Origin of the sequence: Francisella sciaenopsi, from assembly GCF_045862875.1 — a bacterium.
Classification (GTDB): domain Bacteria; phylum Pseudomonadota; class Gammaproteobacteria; order Francisellales; family Francisellaceae; genus Francisella; species Francisella sciaenopsi.
Window position 1 is genome coordinate 131,859 of sequence record NZ_BTHG01000002.1, and the last position, 21,767, is coordinate 153,625.

Sequence of the window (21,767 nt, forward strand, 5' to 3'; positions counted from 1 at the left end):
AAGATGTTATTAAGAAATTATTCTGAAAGATTGTCGATGATTTTTTGTTGTTCAGAATCAGTTTTTACATCAATAGATTTATCACTAGCGATATACATATATACTACAGGAAGTACAAATAGAGAGAAAATCGCTCCTATTACCAGTCCACTGGAAATAACTACGCCTATACAGTTTCTACTAATAGCACCGGCACCTGAGGACGTTACTAATGGGATGACACCCACAACCATTGCTGATACTGTCATCAAAATAGGTCTTAGACGTTGTGATGATGATGTTACAATAGCATCATACTTACTCATACGTTCATGCTTTTGTAAATGATTGGCGAACTCAACAACCATAATACCTTGTTTTGATATTAGACCAATCAATGTTACAAGCCCTAGTTGGGTATATATATTTAGTGATGCCCATCCAGCACCCATATACTGACCAACATATAAAGGTATTAGTGCGCCAGATATGGCCATTGGTATAGTAACTAAGATTACTAGAGAATCTCTAAAGCTCTCAAATTGGGCAGATAATGCTAAGAAAATAAGTACAATTGCAAATGCAAAAGCTACCATCATAGTATTACCGTTCTCAATATACTGACGAGCAGAGCCAGAGAAGTTAAATGAGAATCCTTCCGGTAACTCACTTCTAACCACACTTTTAACATAGTCAATAGCTTGACCTTGGGTTACTCCTGGAGCCATAACTGCTGAAATTGTTGATGCATTAAGCTGCTGGAATGTATTTAAAGTGAGAGGTTGGCCTTCAGTTTTGAAAGATACTAGTGCAGATAAAGGAAGCTCGGAATTAAACAAATCACTAGCTTCATCTGAACGGATGTATATATTACCTAACTGCTCTTGAGTTAACATTTCATTACGAGCCAATTGAGGGATTACTTGGAAGCTATATCCTTTTAGGAAGAAATAGTTGATATATCCTCCAGCATAAGAATAACCTAATGTTTTGGCAATATCAGACATAGTAATGCCTAATATACCAGCTTTTTCACGATCAATACTAATATCAACAACAGGGTTGTCAAATTTAAGATCACTCTGAGCGAATACAAATAATCCGCTTTTCATCATTTTATCTATTACTTTATTAGTAATTTCATCAATAGCTTCATAATCATTAACACTTTGAATAACTAAAGATAGTGGAGCGCCTCTAGGTATCCCTGGAAGAGCTGGCGTTTGATATGTGTAGGTTTGAATACCTGGTAACCCTGTAACTTTTTCTTGAGCAATATTGGCAGCTTTTTGTTGAGATATTTCTCTTTTATCCCATGGTTGCATAATAAAGCCACCGAAGATTACATTTGAGCCCATTACACCATTAAGAATAAAAGTGTCTTGCTTGCCTGGAACTTCATCTAGTGTGCTAGCTAATTTTGTACCGAAAGCTTCTAAGTAATTAATATTAGCAGAAGATGGTGCTTGACCCATAATTCCTAAGAAGCCCATATCTTCATTGGGAGCTAGTTCAGATTTAATACCTTTACCCATTATAAAGCAACTTGCTAATACAATCGCACCGACTATTGCTATGGCAGGCTTTATATCTAATACAAATATAAGTATAGATTTATATTTAGCTGTTAGTTTAGTAAAAAGTTTATCAATAAATTTTACTAATTTAGTGCTCATCATCTCTCTATTCAGGATTTTAGAGCATAGCATTGGTGAGAGTGTATATGCAACTATACCGGATATTACAACTGCACCAGCAAGAGAGTAAGCAAACTCGGTAAATAGTTGTCCTGTGAAGCCACCCATCATACCGATTGGAGCATATACTACAACTAGGGTTAGGGTCATTAATATAACTGGGTTGGCTATCTCTCTAGCTCCCTTGATAGAAGCTGCAAAAGGCTCCATTCCTTCTTCAATATGCCTATAGATATTTTCTAGTACAACAATAGCGTCATCAACCACAAGACCGATTGCAAGAATCATGGATAAAAGGGTTAGAAGATTAATTGAGAAGCCCATAAGCGACATCAAAAAGAATGATCCAATAATTGAAAGCGGAATGGCAACAATTGGAACGACAATAGCTCTAAATGATCCTAGGAATAAAAACATTACTACAGATACAATTATCACAGCTTCAAATAATGTATGTAAAACCTCTTCAATAGAAACTTCAATAAATGTTGTTTGGTTATATGCAATGTTAACATCTAAACCATTTGGTAGGGCAGCCTTAATATTTGGTAACTCTTCAACTAGTCTATCAACGACATCTAGTGGGTTTTCTTCTGGAGATACAACTGCACCAGCAAGAACTGCATTTTTACCGTCAAAATATACTGAAGAGTTATAGTCTTGAGCTCCAAGCTCAACTTTAGCAACATCTTTAAGTCGTACTACTTGTTTATCACTTTTTTTGATAATTAAGTTTCTATACTCTTGAGCTGTAGACATACTTGTTTCAGGATTAAGAGTATAGTTTAAGTACGGTCCTTGTATTTGACCACCAGCTGAAACTAAGCTATTTGAACCTACAGCTGTAGCTAATTCTGTCGGAGTGATTCCATATTCTGCCATGCGAGTTTTATTTGGATATATACGCATTGCATAGGGCTTATTACCCCAAACAGCAACAGATGAAAGCCCCCCTTGAGCAAGTAGTTTAGGTGTTAGCTCGGAGTTGATATATGCAGATATTTCCGAAGTATTCATGGTCTTACTTGTGAAAGCTAAGATCAAGGAAGGAAAGTTGTCTGCTGGGTTTAGCTTAATGGCTGGAGAATAGGCATCTTGAGGAAGTTGGTTAAGCACAGAGTTTACATTCTGGACTACCTCTGAAAGTACATCGTTAGTGTTTTGCCCAAGTTTTACATAAACAGTAATAGTGCTTGAGCCAAGCGCAGATGATGATGTCATATAATCAATACCTTTAGAGGAGCCGACAGCTGCCTCTATTGGTCTAGTTACAAAAGCTTGGATTGTAGCAGGGTTTGCACCTGGATAGGCTGTTGTAACTGTAATAGTAGCACTATCTATGTATGGATATTGTCTAATTTGTAATTGAAAAAATGAACCAACTCCTACAACAATGATCATAAAGCTTATTGAAAGAGATAGAACAGGTCTTCTAATAAAGAGATCAATTAAACGCATTACTGGATTCCCTGATTATATATATTGTTGTCAATCTTTACACTATTGTTCAGTATTGCATCCATTCCTTTATGCACTTTATTTTGTCCTGATGTGATAATGGTAGTACCTGGCTCTAAGCCTTTGACTAGTGCTAAGTTATTTCTTGTTTCTAAAACTTCAACATTAGCTTGCCCTACTTTGTATAGTGTTTTGTCAGTATCAACTGTTTTCATACCACCATCAGCAGTAGATGTATAAGATGCCATAACAGGTTTACCATCTTTCATCACGGGTTCAAGTGTGAATACTGATTGACCGTAAAGGCTGTATGAAACCGCATTTCTAGGGATTACAATAGAGTTTTGCTTAACAGGTAGACTAACATGAACGGTTAAAAACATTCCTGGGACGATTTTGTGGTGTGAGTTTTGGTATGTTGCCTGAACGGTTATGGATCTATTTGAATCATTAATAAAAGAGTTTATAGCTGTTATCTTCGCAGTAAATGTTTCTCCTGGGTATGAGTCAGAATAGAAGTTAATTTCTTGACCAACGCTAATCATACTAACTTTGTTTTGTGGTACAGGGAATGTAATAAATATAGGATCAATTTTGGTAAGTGTAGCAGCATTATCGCCGTTGTTGAAATATTGTCCTAAACTTATGTTTCTAATACCTATTTTACCGTCAAATGGAGCTCTAATTTCTTTAAAACCAATTTGTGATTCTATATTTTGAACCTGTGCTAACTTAGAAAGGTAATCAGCATTAGCCTTATCAGCAGATTCTTTTGAGGTTGCTCTTTGTTCAACAAGTTTGTTATAACGATCTTTAGTAATTTTAGCAAGTTTAAGGTTTGATAGTGCTTCTTCTAGACTAGCTTTTAGTTGACTAGTGTCTAATTTGAATAAAAGATCACCTTCTTTAACCTCTTGTCCACTTTTGAAATTGATCTCACTTACAATACCACCAGATTGAGAAGAAATCTCGGTGGATTGGATAGCTTGTGCTTCACCAATGGTATTTATGACTTGTTTCCAGTCGGTCTTTTCTACAACAGAAGATGTTACAGCTACAGGTTGAGGTACATATGAAGCCATACCTTTTTTTATCATGCTTTGAATAAATTCAGCAAAACCAAAAATAGCCCCAAAAAGGATTAACGTTGCTACTACAACTGCTGTTGAAGCAGAACGTTTATTTTTGAGTAAGGAGAGTTTTGTTTTAATATAGTTAATTTGAAAAATAAAGTAGACAATTGCTAACGATATTCCAAGTTTACCGAGTATGAGCCAAGCAACAACAATAGTTGCCAGTACAAAAATCGAGTAGTTTTTCTTACTAGAATTAATTTTCTCTTTAAGGTCTAAAAAAGTTTTTTTAAAATCCACTGTTATATCCCACTATTTTTTAAATATTCTTACAAATAAACTGACACAATTTATGACTAATAAGCAAATGAAAAATATCAAACTATATACAGCCAAACTAACACCAGAGATCTCTTCAGCAATGCTAGTACAGCTACTGACAGTTCCTGTTAATGATTTTGTAGCATCAATTAGGAAAGGGTTGCTAATAGCCCCACAGCCTGTAGGATCATCTGATATTGTTGAGGAGAAATACTGTAAATAAGCTTGATCGGCAGCGATATAGCAACCTACAACAATAATCAAGATAATTGCTAGTTGTACTATTGTACTGAATCCTTTTGAACTATTTTTGATCAGCCCTAGAATGCTAAATATCATTGTGCAAAGTACACATAGTTGCTGTATCAGGCACATAGGGCATGGTTTCCATCCTAAGCCAATAATTGTGAACACCACTGCGACTAACGCAATAAAACAAATAACAGTGTTAAATAAAAAAATGTGTCTAAATATAAATCTCATTATTAAACTTTTTAAATTCAAAGAAATTTTTGTAATTGTATCATAGATTTAATTGCTTTTTTATAATATCCATATAAAGGGTCTCAATGGTGTTTGCTAGATTTTCTTTTGGTACTGTCGTTATTAATGTCTTGATATTTATTGTATTTATAATATTCAGAGTACTTTTAAATTGTTTGATGGTTGAGTGAGAGAATCTTGAATTATCTATTTCTGAATATTTTTCAAAAATGTTTAAAGCGTTTTGTTGTAGCTTTTTATCTCTTAAGAGATTTGCTCTTTTTATTATTTTAAGAGCACTTTCTGCATTGATGCTTCTGGATTCAAGAATTTTTCTTATAGTTATTGCGGCAATTAGAAGTTTGATTTGCTTATTTGTTAGTAATAACTCTAGTTTTAAGTTGTTTATTGTATCATCTTCTAGGTTTAACAAACATAGGCATATTTTTTCTTCATTTGATGAATTTAGGTATGTTTTATTTCTAAAGAAATTCTTATTTGGGATTGCAATTAAAGATTTTTTAATATTTGGGAATATTATTTGTAATGAGTCAAGCTCATCTAATGTCTCAAAAAAAATTTTTGGATTTCTAAGTGCTTTGATAAACTCTATATGCACGCGCTCCTTGGTTAGGTAGTTTAGTTCTCCTGATTTAATAATGGATTTGATTATGTTTATTGTTTCATCAGCAATTGAAAAACTAAAAGCACTAAGTTGGACTTTGAAGCGGGCTAATCTAACTACACGTAAAGGATCTTCAATAAAGGCTTCTGATGTGTGTCGAAGTATTCTATTTTTAATGTCATCTTGACCGTTAAAGGGGTCGATTATGTTATTGTTTTTATCTATTGCCATAGAGTTGATGGTCAAGTCTCTACGTTTTAAATCCTCTTCTAAGGTGATATCGCTTGAAAAATCAACTTCAAAACCATGATAACCTTTGGCTATTTTTTTTTCTGATCTAGCTAAGGCATATTCTTCTTTGGTTTTTGGGTGTAGGAAGACCGGAAAACTAGATGGTATTTTTGTGAAGCCAGCTTTGATCATTTGGCTTTCTGTGGCACCGACTACTACCCAATCTCTGTCTTTTGGCGTTGTGCCAAGTAGTATGTCTCTAACAGCTCCACCTACTAGATAAAATTCCATAGCTTGATAAACATCTTTTTTGATTGCTTTATGTTAACAGAAAAAAGTGTATAATTATTTGTTATTCGCGTTGGTTTTTTAATAGCTTTTTATATTCTATGGCAAATATGATTGACAAAATTGATCTTAAATCTCAAGGTTCGGGTAATTTAAGTGGTGAAATGACAAATAAAGAAAGAGTGGGTACTCTTTATAAAAGGCTGCTACTTCAAGTTAAGAACTTATGGTATTTTCTAGTTATTGCGGCAATAGGAAGTATATTTTTTTCAGCTGCTGATGCTTCAATGATATATCTTATCAATCCAATATTAAATTATGGTTTTGGGCCAGGAGGGGATATTACTAAACAAAGTGCTAGTATACTTATGCTTATGGGTGTTGGTATGGTAGGGCTTTTGACTTTGAGATCAGTAGGGTCATTTTTGTCACAATACTTTATAGGATCCTTAGGGCAAAAAGTAGTTTATAAGTTTAGAAAAGACATCTACAAAAGATTTATGAATCTACCTGCTAGTTTCTTTGATAAACACTCTTCAGGTCAGATTATCTCAAGACTTCTATATAATGTTGATCAAGTTACTGAAGCTACATCAACAGCTATTATCACAGTTGTTCAAGATGGTACTTTTGTTATAGGCTTGATAATAGTGATGGTGGTTTCAAGTTGGCAATTATCATTATTCTTGATAATTATAGGGCCATTTCTGGGCTTGTTTATTTCTATAATAAATAAGAGGTTTAGATCTTTGAGTAGAAATACTCAATCATCAATGGGTAACGTAACTCACACTGCAGAGGAAACGATAAGAAACTATAAAGAGATTAGAATCTTTGGTGCGCAACAGAAGCAACAAAATAAGTTTTTTAAAAATCTTGATTATACTTATTCTCAGCAGATTAGAACAATTGCACTAGATGCTCTTACATCGCCTGTTATACAGATTATTGCCTCACTGGTTCTTGCTTTTTCATTGTTCACAATAGCAATCTTTGGGACTAATGAAGGTGGTGGATCATCTTGGTTAACAGCAGGCTCTTTTGCATCATTCTTTGCAGCAGCGGCTGCTATTCTAAAACCAATTAAGAATCTTACTAAGGTTAATGTGGTTATTCAAAAAGCAGTGGCCGCTACAGAAGATATATTCTATATCTTAGACTACCCAGCAGAGAAAGAAACAGGTAAGAAAGAGCTTGAAAAAGTCCGTGGTAAAGTAACGATTAAAGATGTTAGTTTTGCATTTGGAGATCATAAGGTTCTTAATGGAGTAAGTACAGAGATTGAGGCTGGAGAAACAGTAGCTTTTGTTGGTAAGTCAGGAAGTGGTAAGACAACGCTTACTAGCATTATCTCAAGATTTTATACCCAGCAAAAAGGTCAAATATTATTAGATAATGTTGATATAAGAGATTTGACTTTAGAAAACTTAAGATCGCATCTATCGATGGTTTCACAAAATGTTCACTTATTTGATGATACTGTATTTAACAATATAGCATTTGGACTTTCAAGAGATGTTTCTGAAGACGAGGTTATAGACGCTCTTAAAAGAGCTAACGCTTATGAGTTTGTTCAAGATCTTTCGGATGGCATTCATACTAATATTGGTAATAATGGTTCTAAGCTGTCAGGTGGTCAACGTCAGAGATTATCAATTGCTAGAGCTCTGTTGAAAAGTGCTCCAGTACTAATATTTGATGAGGCAACAAGTGCGCTTGATAATGAGTCGGAAAGAGTAGTTCAACAAGCATTAGAAAGCTTGACTAAATCTTGTACCACTATAGTTATTGCACATAGATTAAGCACTGTAGAGAATGCTGATAAGATTGTAGTAATGGATGATGGCAAAATAGTTGAAAGTGGTAAGCATGAAGAGCTTCTAGCGAAAGGTGGACTTTATACTAGGCTATATCAATCAGGACTTCAGTAACACTAATGATAGATAATATTTGGTATAAACCTCAACCAGGGGTGCTCAGTTATATTTTAAGTCCTATCGCTTTTATTTTCTCAAAAATTGCTCATAATCGTAAAATCAAGCTGCAGAATAATCAATATGAGTCAAAAATTCCTGTAATTATAGTGGGTAATATTTCCGTTGGTGGAACAGGTAAAACACCGGTAGTGAGGATGTTTGCTAATCAGTACTTAGAGCAAGGTAAGAACCCCGTTATAATCAGTCGTGGCTATGGTGCAACGGCAGAAAAATATCCTTTTGAGGTAGATTCAAAGACGCCTGCAAGCGTATGTGGTGATGAGCCTGCGATGTTATTTGATGCATTAGGTGGTAAAGTACCAATAGTAATATCTCCACACAGGGTTGATTCTGTTAAATATATTGAAAAGAATTATCCTGATACCGATGTTATTATATCCGATGATGGTCTGCAGCATTATAAACTAGCTAGAACTAAAGAGGTTGTAGTAGTAGATTCAACGAGGATGTTTGGCAATCAGAGGTGTTTGCCAGCTGGACCTCTACGTGAGCCAGTCGACAGATTAAAATCTGTAGATCAGATAATTGCTATAGGTAATCTCGATGACCAAAACTATGGTGAGTTGCTAGAGTATAACTCTAATATTGTCAAAGTTAAAATCAAGGCGACAAAATTTGTAAATCTTGTAACAAAACAAAACATACCCATAGATAGTTTCTATGGTAAATCAATAGATGCTGTTGCAGGTATTGGTAACCCTGATAAGTTTTTTAGTTCGTTGGATGAGCTTGGGGTGAATATCTATCATGAGCATATCTTCAGAGATCATCATAAATATACAGCTAAGGATTTTGAACATTTTGATCCTGAACAGATAGTTATTATGACTTATAAGGATGCGATTAAATGTAAAGATTTTGCCAAGAGTAATTGGTGGTATCTTGATATAGCCTTAGAGCTTTGTTGACCATTGATTAAATTGAAAATTTGCCACTAGAATAGGAATCTAGAGTGTGAATCAGTTTGATATACCAAAGCATATATATTACTATTAACCTGATAAAGAAAGTAGCTACAAAATCTATGAAAAAAATTGTTTTAGTTGATGGGTCATCATATCTTTTTAGGGCGTATCATGCCTTACCAAACCTTACTAATAGTCAAGGCGAGCCAACAGGGGCTATTATAGGTGTGATTAACATGCTTAAGAAATTGTCAGCTATGTATGATACCGAGTATGTTGCAGTAGTCTTTGATCCTAAAGGTAAGAATTTTCGTCATGAAATGTATCCTGAATATAAAGCAAATCGTAAAGCAATGGATGATGAGCTAAGGGTGCAAATACAGCCGTTACATCAAATTATTGAGAATATGGGCTTTCCATTGATAATAAAAGATGGTGTTGAAGCAGATGATGTAATAGGAACATTGGCAAGAGATCTTGAGAAGCAAGGTTATGATGTCATTATATCTACTGGCGATAAAGATATGGCGCAGTTAGTTACGGATAATGTGGTTCTTTATGATTCTATGAAAAACGTAACCACTGATATCGCAGGGGTATTGGAAAAATATCAAATTAGACCAGATCAAATTATAGATTATTTAGCCTTGATGGGAGACTCTTCAGATAATATCCCAGGGATACCTAAGGTTGGACCTAAGACTGCAATTAAGTGGTTACAAGAGTATCAAGACATTGGAGGTATAATTGCTAATCAGGATAAAATAACAGGAAAGGTAGGTGAAAACTTACGCAATAATATTGAATTACTTAAATTATCTTATGAACTAGCGACTATAAAGTGTGATGTGGAACTTAATCTATCTATAGAAGATTTAAAGTGCAAAAATGCAAATAAAGAGTATCTATATGAGGTATTTACGCGTTATGAATTTAAATCTTTACTTAAAGATTTAAGTATTCAATCTTCAGTAAAATTAACAAAACCGCAATCTGATAATATAGAAATTGACTATAAGATAGTTACAACACTAGAACAGCTTAATGATTTAGTCAGAGAGTTAGAAAATAGCAGTAGTTTTGCATTTGATACAGAGACAGATTCACTGAATACTTATGAAGCTAATCTTGTTGGTTTATCATTTTGTGCAAAAGAGGGTCGAGCTTATTATATTCCTTTGCAGCATAGATACCTTGGAGTTCCACAGCAATTAGAACTAGAGATTGTTTTAGATAGTTTAAAAGCTATTTTCGTAGATTCTCAAAAGTCTAAAGTTGCACACAATTTTAAATTTGATGAAAAAGTTTTGTCAAAATATGGAGTTGAGATAGTCAATCAAGTTAATGATACTATGATTATGGCATATGTGCTAAAAAGTAGTGGTAAACATGATATGGATAGCTTATCAAAAGAGCATTTAGGTATTGAGCCAATCGCATATACGGCATTAGCTGGAACTGGTCGCAATCAGTTGACATTAGATCAAATAGATATAGAAAAAGTAGCCAAATATGCTGCTGAAGATGCTGATATTACATTTAGACTTTATAATCATTTCTTGAAAATGCTAAAAGATGATGAAGTCTTATATAGTCTATATTCTAAAGTTGAAATGCCATTGACTATTATTCTTAATAATATGGAAAAAATTGGTGTTAAGATAGATGCTGATAAACTTATAGAGCAGAGTGCTAATCTTGAAGACTCTATCAAAGAGCTTGAGATTAAGTGTTATGATCTTGCTGGTCAAGAATTCAATTTATCTTCCCCAGTGCAGTTAAGAGAGATTTTGTTTGAAAAAATGGGTCTTCCGCCTGTTAAAAAGACAGCTAAAGGTCAGGCTTCAACATCTGAAGAAGTTCTAGTTCAGCTAGCAGAAGAGTATGAAATAGCAGCCCTAATAATGAAGTATCGCCATTTATCAAAGCTAAAAAATACTTATACAGATAAATTACCAAAAATGCTTGATGTGAATGGCCGAGTTCATACTTCGTACAATCAAACAGGAACTGTAACCGGTAGATTGTCTTCATCAGATCCAAATTTACAAAATATTCCTATTAAAAGTCCCGAAGGGCGTAAGATAAGACAAGCATTTATCGCAGAACAAGAATTTTGTGTAGTTGCTGCAGATTACTCTCAGATTGAATTGAGAATTATGGCGCATTTGTCAAAGGATAAAAATCTTTTAAAAGCTTTTAATCAAGGTTTAGATATTCATAGTGCTACTGCGGCTGAGGTTTTAGGTATAAGTCTTGATATGGTTACCAGTGAGCAAAGAAGAAGAGCTAAAGCAATAAACTTTGGACTTATTTATGGTATGAGTGCTTTTGGGTTAGCTAAACAATTAGAAATACCACGTGGAGAAGCTCAGGAATATATTGATGTTTATTTTAATCGCTATCCAAGTGTAAAAGAGTACATGACAACAGCCAAAGAATTTGCAAAGCAAAATGGTTATGTTGAAACCATCTTAGGAAGAAGATTATACTTGCCAGATATTAGCTCTAAAAATGTAATCCAAAGAAATGCTGCTGAAAGAGCAGCGATTAATGCTCCAATGCAAGGTACGGCTGCAGATATCATCAAAAAAGCTATGATAGATGTTAACACAATGATTTCGCAAGAGTATAATGATGATATAAAAATGGTTATGCAAGTTCATGATGAGTTGGTGTTTGAAGTTAGAAAAGCCAAGCTTAATGAAATAACTACAAAAATAAAAAGTATAATGGAGACATCTGTAAAATTAGATGTTCCTCTAGAGGTAAATGTCGATTCTGGTGAGAGTTGGGATCAAGCACATTAGGTAATAGTTAACTATAGGATGTTTTATGTTGCTAGTAATGGATGTGGGAAATTCTCACATACACATTGGTGTTTTTGAGGGTGAGAATATAATTTCTCAGATTAGATATGCAACTTCATCAGTAGATTCAACGTCAGATCAGATTGGTGTATTTCTTAGACAAGCATTAAGAGAGAACGCAGTTGATTTAAGTAAGATCAAAGGATGTGCGATATCTTCAGTAGTTCCTCATTTGAATTATTCTTTAGGCTCTGCTGTTATAAAATATTTTGGTATGAAGCCATTTTTTATTAGTATGGAAACAACTGATCTTGATATGACAGCTGTTGAGGCTCATCAGGTCGGAGCTGATAGAATAGCTAGTTGTATCGGAGCTATAGCAGATTATCCGAATAAAAACTTACTAATCATTGACTTAGGTACGGCTACAACATTTGATCTGGTGACTAAAGATAAGAAATATCTGAGTGGCTCAATTATGCCGGGAGTTAAACTTTCTTTAAATGCTTTGTGTCAAGGAGCTTCACAGTTATCGTCAATAACTATTGTCAAACCAGAAGTTGCTATAGGTTATGATACGAAAACTAATATTCGTTCAGGCTTGTATTACGGTCATTTAGGAGCTTTAAGAGAGCTTAAAACTAGAAGTTTAAAAGAATTCGGAGCTCCTGTTTATACTATAGCAACAGGAGGATTTGCAGGATTGTTTAAAGATGAAGGAATTTTTGATGAGATATCCCCAGATTTAATTCTGCGAGGGATTAGAATTGCATTCCTAGAGAATAACAAAAAAGGTGTTTAGTGATATGTTAAAGAATAAAAAAACGGTCATTTTATTATTTGATTCATTTGGTATAGGGCAAGCACCTGATGCTGCTGATTTTGGCGATGAGGGATCGGATACTTTAGGCCACATTATTGATTACTTTACTAATAATGGTATGAGTATCAAGTTACCAAATTTAGCAAAAAAAGGTTTGTTGAAAGCTGCTGAATACAATAGATGTAAAGAATTCAGTCAACAAGTTGGTAATATAGATATTATTGAAAATGCCAAGTATGGCTATTGTGCTGAGGTTAGTAAAGGTAAGGATACACCAAGTGGTCACTGGGAGCTAGCTGGCGTGCCGGTTATGTTTGATTGGTATTATTTTACAAATAAAGGCGATCAGGGTTATTTTGACAAAGAGTTTATTGATAAATGGGTTGAAAGAGCTGGGCTTACAGATGGTTTTATAGATGCTGGACATGCATCAGGAACAGAAGTTCTAAAAGAGCATGGTTGCGAGAGTTGTGTTACTAAGAAGCCTATTGTATATACATCTGCGGATAGCGTTTTTCAGGTTGCTGCTCATGAAGATTATTATGGTTTAGATAAATTATTGAATATCTGCAAAATAGCTAGAGAAATTCTTGATGAGATGGGGATGAAAGTTGGTAGAGTTATTGCTCGTCCATTTATTGGGGAGTCTGCCGATGAATATACTCGTACAGGCAGTCGTAAAGACTTTTCAATATTGCCACCGGCACCAACATTACTTGATAAGTTAACTAATCAAGGTGGTAAAGTTGTTTCAATAGGTAAAATTGCTGATATTTATGCTAATCAAGGTATATCTAAGAAAGTAAAAGCAACTGGGTTAGAAGAGTTATTCGATAATACGATTAGAGAGTATGAATCAGCAAAAGAAAATACATTAGTGTTTACAAACTTTGTTGACTTAGATTCAAGCTACGGTCATCGTAGAGATCCTAAAGGATATGGTAAGGCATTAGAGTATTTGGATTCAAGAATTACAGATTTAGATGCTAAGTTAGATGAAGATACTATTGTTATACTGGCAGCAGATCATGGTTGTGATCCAACCGCGCCAGGTTCAGATCATACAAGAGAATGTGTGCCGTTTTTATTATGGGGTAAAAATATCGAAGCAGAGTTTATCGGTGCAAGAGATACATTCTCTGATATTGGTCAAACAATTGCTGATTATATGGGTGTTGAGCCTCTAAAGTATGGTAAGTCAATATTTGGAGCTAATAATGACAACTAAACAAAAAATAATATCATTAATGGATTTGACTCAGTTAGGTGAGAGTGATACTGATACTGATATTGTCAAGCTATGCACAAAAGCTAAAAACTCTTTAGGCGAAGTTGCTGCAATATGTGTTTACAAACAATTTGTCCCTGTAGTCAAAAAAACTTTAGGTAGTGATTTCAAAGTTGCAACTGTAATTAATTTCCCTAAGGGGAGTGGCTCAGTTGAAGATGTTGTCTTAGAAGCTAAAGAAGCGATATCATTAGGAGCAGATGAGATTGATTTAGTAATTGACTATAATGAGTATATCCAAAAAGGCCATTCACAAAAATCATGTGATATGATCGAGAAAGTCAAAAATGTATGTCAAGATCGTGTTTTGAAAGTCATAATTGAATCTGGCGAGTTGATTGAAGATAGTTTAATTAGTAAGGCAAGCCATGATGCGATAGTAAATGGAGCTGATTTTGTCAAAACATCTACTGGTAAAACTCCAAAAGGTGCAAGCCTAGAAGCAGCTAAAGTGATTTTAGAGACGATAAAAAACTCTGGGTATGAGGTTGGTTTTAAAGCTTCTGGTGGTATTAGAGATGAAGCTCAGGCTATAGGATATATTAAACTAGCAGAAGAGATTATGTCTAAGAATTATGTAGTAGCAGATACTTTTAGATTCGGAGTTAGTGGTTTGCTCGATAATCTTTTAAATGGAGAAATTGGTAGTGGCTACTAGGATATTGTTTTTTATATTGGGTATTATCGTTGTTTTTATATTGGCATATATATGGAGTAGCGATAGGAAAAAAATTAGATATAAAAATCTTGTGGTTATTTTGGTCGTACAAATAGCTCTTGGTTTTTTTATGCTCGAGTCTCAGATAGGTATAAAAGTAGTCGGTTTTATTGCTGATGGTTTTGAGAATTTACTTAATTATGCTCATGAAGGGTCAGCATTTATTTTTGGTGATCTTACTGATATGTCTAAAAATGGCTTTATCTTCTTTTTCAATGTGGGAATGCCTATTGTTCTAGTATCTTCACTGATTGGTATTTTACAATACTTCAAAATACTACCTCTTGTCATTAAGGGTATAGGTTGGATTCTATCAAAAGTTACAGGTATGGGTAAATTAGAATCATTCAATGCTGTTAGCTCACTAGCAGTTGGGCAGTCAGAGAACTTTATTAACTATAAAAAAATTATTGGTCATCTTCCTTCAAATGTGTTGTATACAATGTCTGCAACGGCAATGTCTACAGTATCTTTAGCGGTGGCTGGTGCTTATATGTCATTATTAGATCCTAAGTATGTATGTGTTGCGCTGGTGATGAATATGTTTGGGACTTTCTTTGTGTTAAACATTATTAATCCTTATGAAGCATCTGAAGAGTTTAGTTATGATAAATTACATGAAGAGTTTGAAGAAGAGAAGCAAGGCTTCTTTGAGATGCTTGCCGAGTACATATTAGATGGTTTTAAGGTTGCAGTTATTGTTTCAGCAATGCTTATTGGTTTTATTGCTTTAATTGCGATGTTGAATGCGATATTTAGCAGTCTATTTGGTCTAAGCTTTCAAGATTTATTAGGCTATTTGTTTTATCCTATGGCTTGGATACTTGATATTAATAGCAATGAGTTGCACGCTGCAGGGCAACTTATGGGTACGAAAATGGTAACTAATGAATTTGTAGCAATGCAGATGATGAGTACCCAGTCACAGCAGTTTACAGAGCATACTAAAGCCGTTATATCAGTATTTCTAGTCTCATTTGCAAACTTTAGTTCTATTGGGATAATCATAGGAGCGATTCAAGCACTAAGTAAAGAGGCATCAGTTAAAGTCTCGAAGTTTAGCCTAAAAATTCTTTATGGAGCAGTGCTGGTGAGTTTTTTATCAGCATGTGTAGTTGGATTAATAGTGTAAAGGTAAGGTTGTGATCTCAAGAATTTTATTCTTCGTTCTTGGAGTTGGAGTTGTTTTTTTATTAGCCTTTATTTGTAGCTCAGATAGGAAAGCTATTAAGTATCGTTCTTTATTTATAATAATAACTGTACAACTAGTGATGTGTGTGATTTTGTTAGAAACGCGCTTTGGTGTTATCATTATGAATGGTTTTGCCAATGTTTTTGATTTTTTAATCGATAAATCTCAAGTAGGTGTAAGATTTGTTTTTGGTAATATTGATACTAATGAGAACAATGGTTTTGTTTTATTCTTAAATGTTTTGATGCCAATAGTTTTTATCTCTGCGCTTATTGGGATATTACAGTATCTTAAGATTTTACCTTTAGTTATTAGGGGTGTAGGGTTTTTATTATCTAAGGTTAGTGGCATGGGTAAGTTAGAATCATTTAATGCTGTAAGTTCAATATCACTTGGTCAAGCAGAGAATTTCTTAGCATATAAAAATATTATTGGGCATCTATCACCAAATGTTTTGTATACAATGGCAGCTACGGCAATGTCGACAGTATCTTTGTCGATATTAGGATCATATATGACTATGATAGATGCAAAATATGTATGTGTAGCAATTATTATGAATATGCTAAGCACTTTTTTTGTACTGCATATCATAAATCCTTATGATTACAAAAAAGAATCTAGTTATGAAGAGTTAGAGGTTGATTATGATACGGACAGTAAAAGAGCTTTTTTTGTAGTATTAGGAGAATACATTCTCGATGGTTTTAAAATAGCCGTTGTAGTCGCGGCAATTTTAATTGGTTTTATGGCTTTAATAGCAACACTAAATTCAGTTTTTGAAAGTACATTAGGTATTTCATTCCAAAACTTATTAGGTTATTTGTTTTATCCGTTTGCATGGGTTTTACATATTCCTGCAAGTGAGCTTTTATTTGCTGGAAAGGTGATGGGTACGAAATTAGTATCAAATGAGTTTGTAGCGATGTTAATGGTTAAAGATAATATGGCTAATTTATCATTACATACTCAGGCGGTTATTTCTGTATTTCTAGTATCTTTTGCAAACTTTAGTTCGATCGGAATAGTTGTTGGTACAATATATTCTTTGAGTAAAAAGTCTGGAGAGATAGTTGGAGCTTTTGGTTTAAAAATGTTGTATGGAGCTACTCTAGTCAGCTTTCTATCAGCAGTGATTGTTGGATTGTTTATATAAGATATGTCAAAATTTATAGTTATAGAAGGTCTTGATGGTGCTGGCAAAAGTACAGCCATTGGTTTTATTAAGAAATATTTAGACTCTAAATCTTTAGTTGCAGTATATACACGTGAACCAGGTGGTACTAAAGTGGCTGAAGAATTAAGAAGTATAGTTCTACATAATGATTATGATGAAGAGATTCATCCGGATAGTGAACTACTGATGATTTATGCTGGAAGAATACAACATTATAGAAATCTTATAGCTCCAGCTCTAAGTAAGGGAGTTAATGTCGTATCAGATAGGTTCTACTGGTCTAGCATTGCTTATCAAGGAGGAGGACGAGAGCTTGGTTTTGATAAGTTAAATGTTCTTAACGAGACATTTTTAAAAGATTGTCAGCCTGATTTAATAATATATTTAGATATTGATCCTGCTATTGGATTGGCTAGAGCAGGTAAAGTAGGCTCTCCTGATAGAATTGAGAAAGCAGGTTTAGCATTCTTTGATAGAACAAGAGCTGTTTTCAGAAATTTGGTAGTAAAAAATGATAATGCACATGAAATTGATGCTTCTCAGTCTATAGATGTTATCGAAAAAGAAATCTACGCCATCTTAGATAAATATTTTTAGTTTTAAATAAAAATATTTCTAGTAAAATCTCTGTTAGTTTTATTTATGTAAGAAAATACAAGTTATGAATGATATTTTAAAAGAAATTGCAAAAAGAAGAACTTTTGCAATTATTTCTCACCCAGATGCCGGTAAAACAACTATTACTGAAAAAATGCTTTTATTTGGAAATGCTATTAAAACAGCAGGAACAGTAAAGGCTAAGAAAAGTGGTGTTCATGCAACATCTGACTGGATGGAAATGGAAAAAGAAAGAGGGATTTCAATTACGACATCTGTTATGCAGTTTCCCTATAATGGTAAAGTTGTAAATTTACTTGATACACCAGGGCATGAGGATTTTTCGGAGGATACTTATCGTACATTAACAGCTGTAGATTCGGCTTTGATGGTTGTAGATGCTGTTAAAGGTGTAGAGGATCGAACAATCAAGCTTATGAACGTTTGTCGTCTTAGAGATACACCAATAGTAACATTTATGAATAAGTTTGACCGAGATACAAGAGATCCTTTGGAGCTTCTTGATGAGGTTGAAGATATTATGAAAATTAAGTGTGCACCGATGAATTGGCCAATAGGTATGGGTAAATTCTTTAAAGGTGTATATGACTTATATAATGATGAAGTTACCCTTTTTGAAGGTGGGCATGGTCATGAAATTCATCCTTACAAGAAAATTAAAGGCTTAGCTAATGCTAGAGATCAAATTGGTGCAGATCTGTTTGATGATTTAGAAATGGAGATAGATTTAGTTCGTGGTGCTAGTCATGAATTTGATCAAGAAGCTTTTTTAAAAGGAGAGTTAACACCAGTTTATTTCGGTACAGCATTGGCAAATTTTGGTGTGAAAGAGATGATGGATGGCTTTACAACTTATGCACCAGGACCTCAGCCACGCGAGACAAATGAAAGGCTTGTAAATATAGATGAGAATAAGTTAACAGGTTTTGTCTTTAAGATACAAGCGAATATGGATGATAAGCATCGTGATAGAATAGCTTTTTTTAGAATTTGTTCTGGAAAGTATGAGAAGGGTATGAAAATCTATCATGAGCGAACTGGTAAAATGATGCAGGTTTCGAAGGCTTTAACATTTATGGCTGGTGAACGTGAGCAGGTTGAAGAGGGTTATGCTGGAGATATTATTGGTTTGCATAACCATGGTAGTATACAAATAGGTGATAGTTTTACTCAAGGAGAGAAGCTTAAATTTAAAGGCATTCCAAACTTTGCGCCTGAAATTTTCAAGAGAGTTAAGCTGAATGATCCTCTTAAGATGAAAGCTTTGCAAAAGGGATTGGTACAACTTTCCGAAGAGGGAGCTACACAAGTTTTCAAACCAATGATTTCTAATGACTTAGTTCTAGGGGCGGTTGGTGTATTACAGTTTGACGTGGTTGCACAGCGTCTTGCTTCTGAATATAACGTTAAGTGTTCTTATGAAGGTGTTAATGTTTCTTTAGCTCGCTGGATCTTTTGTGATGATGAGAAAAAACTTAACGATTTTAAGAAAAAATACGAAGTTAATTTATCACATGATGGTGCTGGGTATCTTACATATCTTGCTCCAACGGGGGTTAACTTACAGCTAGCTCAAGATAAAAATCCTGATATTATATTTAGTGCTACAAGAGAGCATTAGAATCATATACTTTTTAAGTGGAAAAAATGTGCTATAATTTTCGAGTATTTATTCATTATTTTATTAGGGTGCTAGATGTTTAAGGGTATCAATAAGGTTATTGCTGTTGGATGTGCATTAGCTATGGCAATGCCAGTTTTTGCAATGGAAATATACACAGTTAAGTCAAATGACTATCTATATAAGATAGCCAAAAGTCATTCAATAAGTGGTGTAAGTACTTCGGAATTAACAGATGCAATTAAAGGCATAAATAAGTCAGAGATTCCAGGAATTGTTGATAATAGAATTAAAATTGGTGATAAACTAGCGATTCCTACTACAAAAGGTGAAGTTGAGGATGGTCTAACTTTAACAAGAAATCAGATGATTCAAGGCTCGTATAATCAGTCTTCTTCTGTGTCAACTACGCCTAAGCTTGGTGATCAAACAATGGTTTCAAGCGATCCTGAGTCTGATAGCTCATCAAATCCAAATGTATTAAGTGAAGATAAAATTCCAACTTTGATCCCTGGAGAAGAAAACACTCGGCAATCATATAAGAATAATTTAGATAGCCAAATAAATCCAACAGATATTCAAGAAAATGAATCTTATGAGGAAAGTTCGTTCTCATTTTTAGGATCTTTATTTAAATTTATAGTTTATGTTGTAGTCTTAGCGGTAGTTATTATTATTGGTAGAAGATTTTGGGAAACAAGAAGTACAAAAAAAGAGCAAGAGCTTGAAATTATATCAAGAAAGAAACGTGATCATTTGATGTCACGTATTTCTCCTGTTGTATCAGGCAATGAATTTTATAGCTCTCGAAGATCTCATAATGGTCCCCAGGAAGAATTTGATTTTTTCAATAATCCTAACAAGGCTGGTTCTAGTACTCAAGCAGGGGTTAATCTAGAAGACTCTGAACATGATAATCAAGATAATTTAGATATCAATGCAGGTAGTGAGTTTGCTGAAATTGCAAATGATTTATACGCGGATAGGGATAATAATATTGTAGTTAAAACAGAGCGAGGAGTTGTATTTGAAACTAGTACTGATGAATCGCTTTTAAGTAATAGTGGTGATTCAGAAATTCAGGAAATAGACGCTAAACAACAAGCTGAGCAAGAGCTACAATATGTAAATGAGCTTGTTGAGCAATTTTTAGATAGTGAAAAGTATGTTGAAGCAAGTATAACGATTCAAGATTCTTTAGAGAAAAATCCTAATAATATTGATTTGCGTTATAAACTTTTAGAGGTCTATGCTCAAGCAGGCGACGAGATTGCTTTTGAAGGAGAGGTTCACTTTATCAAATCTAAAAATATTGTGAGCATGTTTGATCCTTTACATCAAAAAATAGCAAAGCTTAGAGATAAGTATTTTGAGTAGTCAAATTTTATAATAATTTTTCTAGAGTATAGTGATGTTTTTTAAAAAAAAGAAAGAAACTCAATCATCTTCTGAGATAGAAAGAGTTCAGGAACAAGATAATAAAAAAGGACTATTTTCAAGACTTCAATCAGGTCTATCAAAGACAGCAAGTAAGTTTGGAAGTGGCTTAAGCACCATTCTTATGGGTCAAAAGGTGGTTGATGAAGAGCTCTTAGAAGATATCGAAATGCAACTTTTAACTTCTGATGTTGGTGTTGAAGCAACTGATGAAATTGTTGAGTATTTACGTGGTAAAGTTGCGAGAAATGAACTTCAGACAGCAGATAAGCTTAATGAAATAATACAAGATAAATTGACAGAAATTATTTTGCCGTGTCAGAAACCATTACAGATTAACCATGAAAATACTCCTTATGTAATACTTATTGTCGGTGTAAATGGCGTAGGAAAAACAACAACTATAGGTAAGCTTACCAAAAAACTACAATCTGAAGGTAAATCAGTGATACTTGCAGCTGGAGATACTTTCCGTGCAGCAGCGGTTGAACAGCTTCGTGAATGGGGCGATAGAAATAATACCCAAGTTGTCTATCAAAAAGAAGGAGCTGATAGCGCGTCAGTTATTTATGATGCTATAAGCTCTGCAAAATCTAGAGGTATCGACGTCGTAATAGCAGATACTGCGGGACGCTTACATAATAAAGACAATTTGATGCAAGAACTAAAAAAAGTTGTTAAAGTAATCAAAAAAGTTGATGATTCTGCACCTCATGAAACAATGCTTGTTGTAGACGCTACAACTGGTGGTAATGCTCTTAGTCAAGCTGAGGCATTTAATGAGATTGTTAACCTAACAGGTATAACAATCACTAAACTTGATGGTACTGCAAAAGGCGGTATAGTCTTCTCAATAGCTAAGAAAATGGGACTGCCACTTAGATTTATCGGTGTTGGTGAGAAGATTGATGATCTGCAAGTATTTAATGCAAAAAACTTCACAAAAGCATTATTTAGCTCTAATTCATAACAGTAATAAGTTTAGTTATTGAAACTTCACATTAGTAGAATGTTTTTTGTTAAAAT

General features: G+C 34.1%; 16 protein-coding genes. 12 read left to right on the forward strand and 4 right to left on the reverse strand.

The window, feature by feature from the left end; genetic code table 11:
- Positions 1-17: 17 nt before the first annotated feature.
- Genes ACKTR7_RS03165 through ACKTR7_RS03180 form a run of 4 tightly spaced genes read right to left on the reverse strand, consistent with a single transcriptional unit; the run spans position 18 to position 6,158 of the window.
- Positions 18-3,134 carry an efflux RND transporter permease subunit gene (locus ACKTR7_RS03165; RefSeq protein ID WP_407876980.1) on the reverse strand — a complete coding sequence of 1,039 codons (3,117 nt, stop codon included), beginning with the start codon at positions 3,132-3,134 and terminating at the stop codon, positions 18-20.
- Positions 3,134-4,507 (reverse strand): efflux RND transporter periplasmic adaptor subunit, encoded by a 1,374-nt coding sequence (locus tag ACKTR7_RS03170; protein ID WP_407876981.1) that lies wholly within the window; start codon positions 4,505-4,507, stop codon positions 3,134-3,136. Before ACKTR7_RS03170 ends, ACKTR7_RS03165 begins: the two co-directional genes overlap by 1 nt.
- 12 nt (positions 4,508-4,519) lie before the next feature.
- Positions 4,520-5,011: a disulfide bond formation protein B gene (locus tag ACKTR7_RS03175; protein WP_407876982.1), complete on the reverse strand. Its 492-nt coding sequence runs from the start codon at positions 5,009-5,011 to the stop codon at positions 4,520-4,522.
- A 40-nt stretch (positions 5,012-5,051) separates the two neighbouring features.
- Positions 5,052-6,158, reverse strand: coding sequence for a CCA tRNA nucleotidyltransferase (locus ACKTR7_RS03180; RefSeq protein WP_407876983.1), 1,107 nt, complete (start codon positions 6,156-6,158; stop codon positions 5,052-5,054).
- 98 nt (positions 6,159-6,256) lie between these two features.
- On the opposite strand from ACKTR7_RS03180, the gene msbA reads away from it, so the two are divergent.
- The 12 genes from msbA (at position 6,257) to ftsY (ending at position 21,711) form a co-directional block, all read left to right on the forward strand.
- Complete coding sequence (gene msbA / locus ACKTR7_RS03185; protein WP_407876984.1) at positions 6,257-8,086, forward strand: lipid A export permease/ATP-binding protein MsbA; 1,830 nt, start codon at positions 6,257-6,259, stop codon at positions 8,084-8,086.
- A 5-nt stretch (positions 8,087-8,091) separates the two neighbouring features.
- The gene (gene lpxK / locus ACKTR7_RS03190) at positions 8,092-9,060 is read left to right on the forward strand and encodes a tetraacyldisaccharide 4'-kinase (protein ID WP_407876985.1); all 969 of its coding nucleotides are present in this window, start codon (positions 8,092-8,094) and stop codon (positions 9,058-9,060) included.
- Between the two features lie 116 nt (positions 9,061-9,176).
- A complete protein-coding gene (polA, locus tag ACKTR7_RS03195) occupies positions 9,177-11,867 on the forward strand; it encodes a DNA polymerase I (protein WP_407876986.1) in 2,691 nt (896 codons plus the stop codon).
- Between the two features lie 25 nt (positions 11,868-11,892).
- Positions 11,893-12,669: a type III pantothenate kinase gene (locus ACKTR7_RS03200; protein WP_407876987.1), complete on the forward strand. Its 777-nt coding sequence runs from the start codon at positions 11,893-11,895 to the stop codon at positions 12,667-12,669.
- Positions 12,670-12,673: 4 nt separating this feature from the next.
- Positions 12,674-13,918, forward strand: a complete 1,245-nt coding sequence (locus ACKTR7_RS03205; RefSeq protein ID WP_407876988.1) for a phosphopentomutase — start codon at positions 12,674-12,676, stop codon at positions 13,916-13,918.
- Positions 13,881-14,636, forward strand: coding sequence for a deoxyribose-phosphate aldolase (gene deoC, locus ACKTR7_RS03210; RefSeq protein WP_407876989.1), 756 nt, complete (start codon positions 13,881-13,883; stop codon positions 14,634-14,636). The genes ACKTR7_RS03205 and deoC overlap by 38 nt, the downstream gene beginning before the upstream one ends.
- Positions 14,626-15,828 carry a NupC/NupG family nucleoside CNT transporter gene (locus ACKTR7_RS03215; protein WP_369850695.1) on the forward strand — a complete coding sequence of 401 codons (1,203 nt, stop codon included), beginning with the start codon at positions 14,626-14,628 and terminating at the stop codon, positions 15,826-15,828. Before deoC ends, ACKTR7_RS03215 begins: the two co-directional genes overlap by 11 nt.
- 10 nt (positions 15,829-15,838) lie before the next feature.
- On the forward strand, positions 15,839-17,044 hold the full coding sequence (locus ACKTR7_RS03220) for a NupC/NupG family nucleoside CNT transporter (protein ID WP_407876990.1): 1,206 nt from the start codon (positions 15,839-15,841) through the stop codon (positions 17,042-17,044).
- Positions 17,045-17,047: 3 nt separating this feature from the next.
- A complete protein-coding gene (tmk, locus tag ACKTR7_RS03225) occupies positions 17,048-17,662 on the forward strand; it encodes a dTMP kinase (RefSeq protein WP_407876991.1) in 615 nt (204 codons plus the stop codon).
- A 64-nt stretch (positions 17,663-17,726) separates the two neighbouring features.
- Complete coding sequence (locus ACKTR7_RS03230) at positions 17,727-19,304, forward strand: peptide chain release factor 3 (protein ID WP_407876992.1); 1,578 nt, start codon at positions 17,727-17,729, stop codon at positions 19,302-19,304.
- 75 nt (positions 19,305-19,379) lie between these two features.
- Positions 19,380-20,681 carry a LysM peptidoglycan-binding domain-containing protein gene (locus ACKTR7_RS03235; protein WP_407876993.1) on the forward strand — a complete coding sequence of 434 codons (1,302 nt, stop codon included), beginning with the start codon at positions 19,380-19,382 and terminating at the stop codon, positions 20,679-20,681.
- Positions 20,682-20,715: 34 nt separating this feature from the next.
- The gene (ftsY, locus tag ACKTR7_RS03240) at positions 20,716-21,711 is read left to right on the forward strand and encodes a signal recognition particle-docking protein FtsY (protein ID WP_407876994.1); all 996 of its coding nucleotides are present in this window, start codon (positions 20,716-20,718) and stop codon (positions 21,709-21,711) included.
- Positions 21,712-21,767 lie beyond the last annotated feature (56 nt).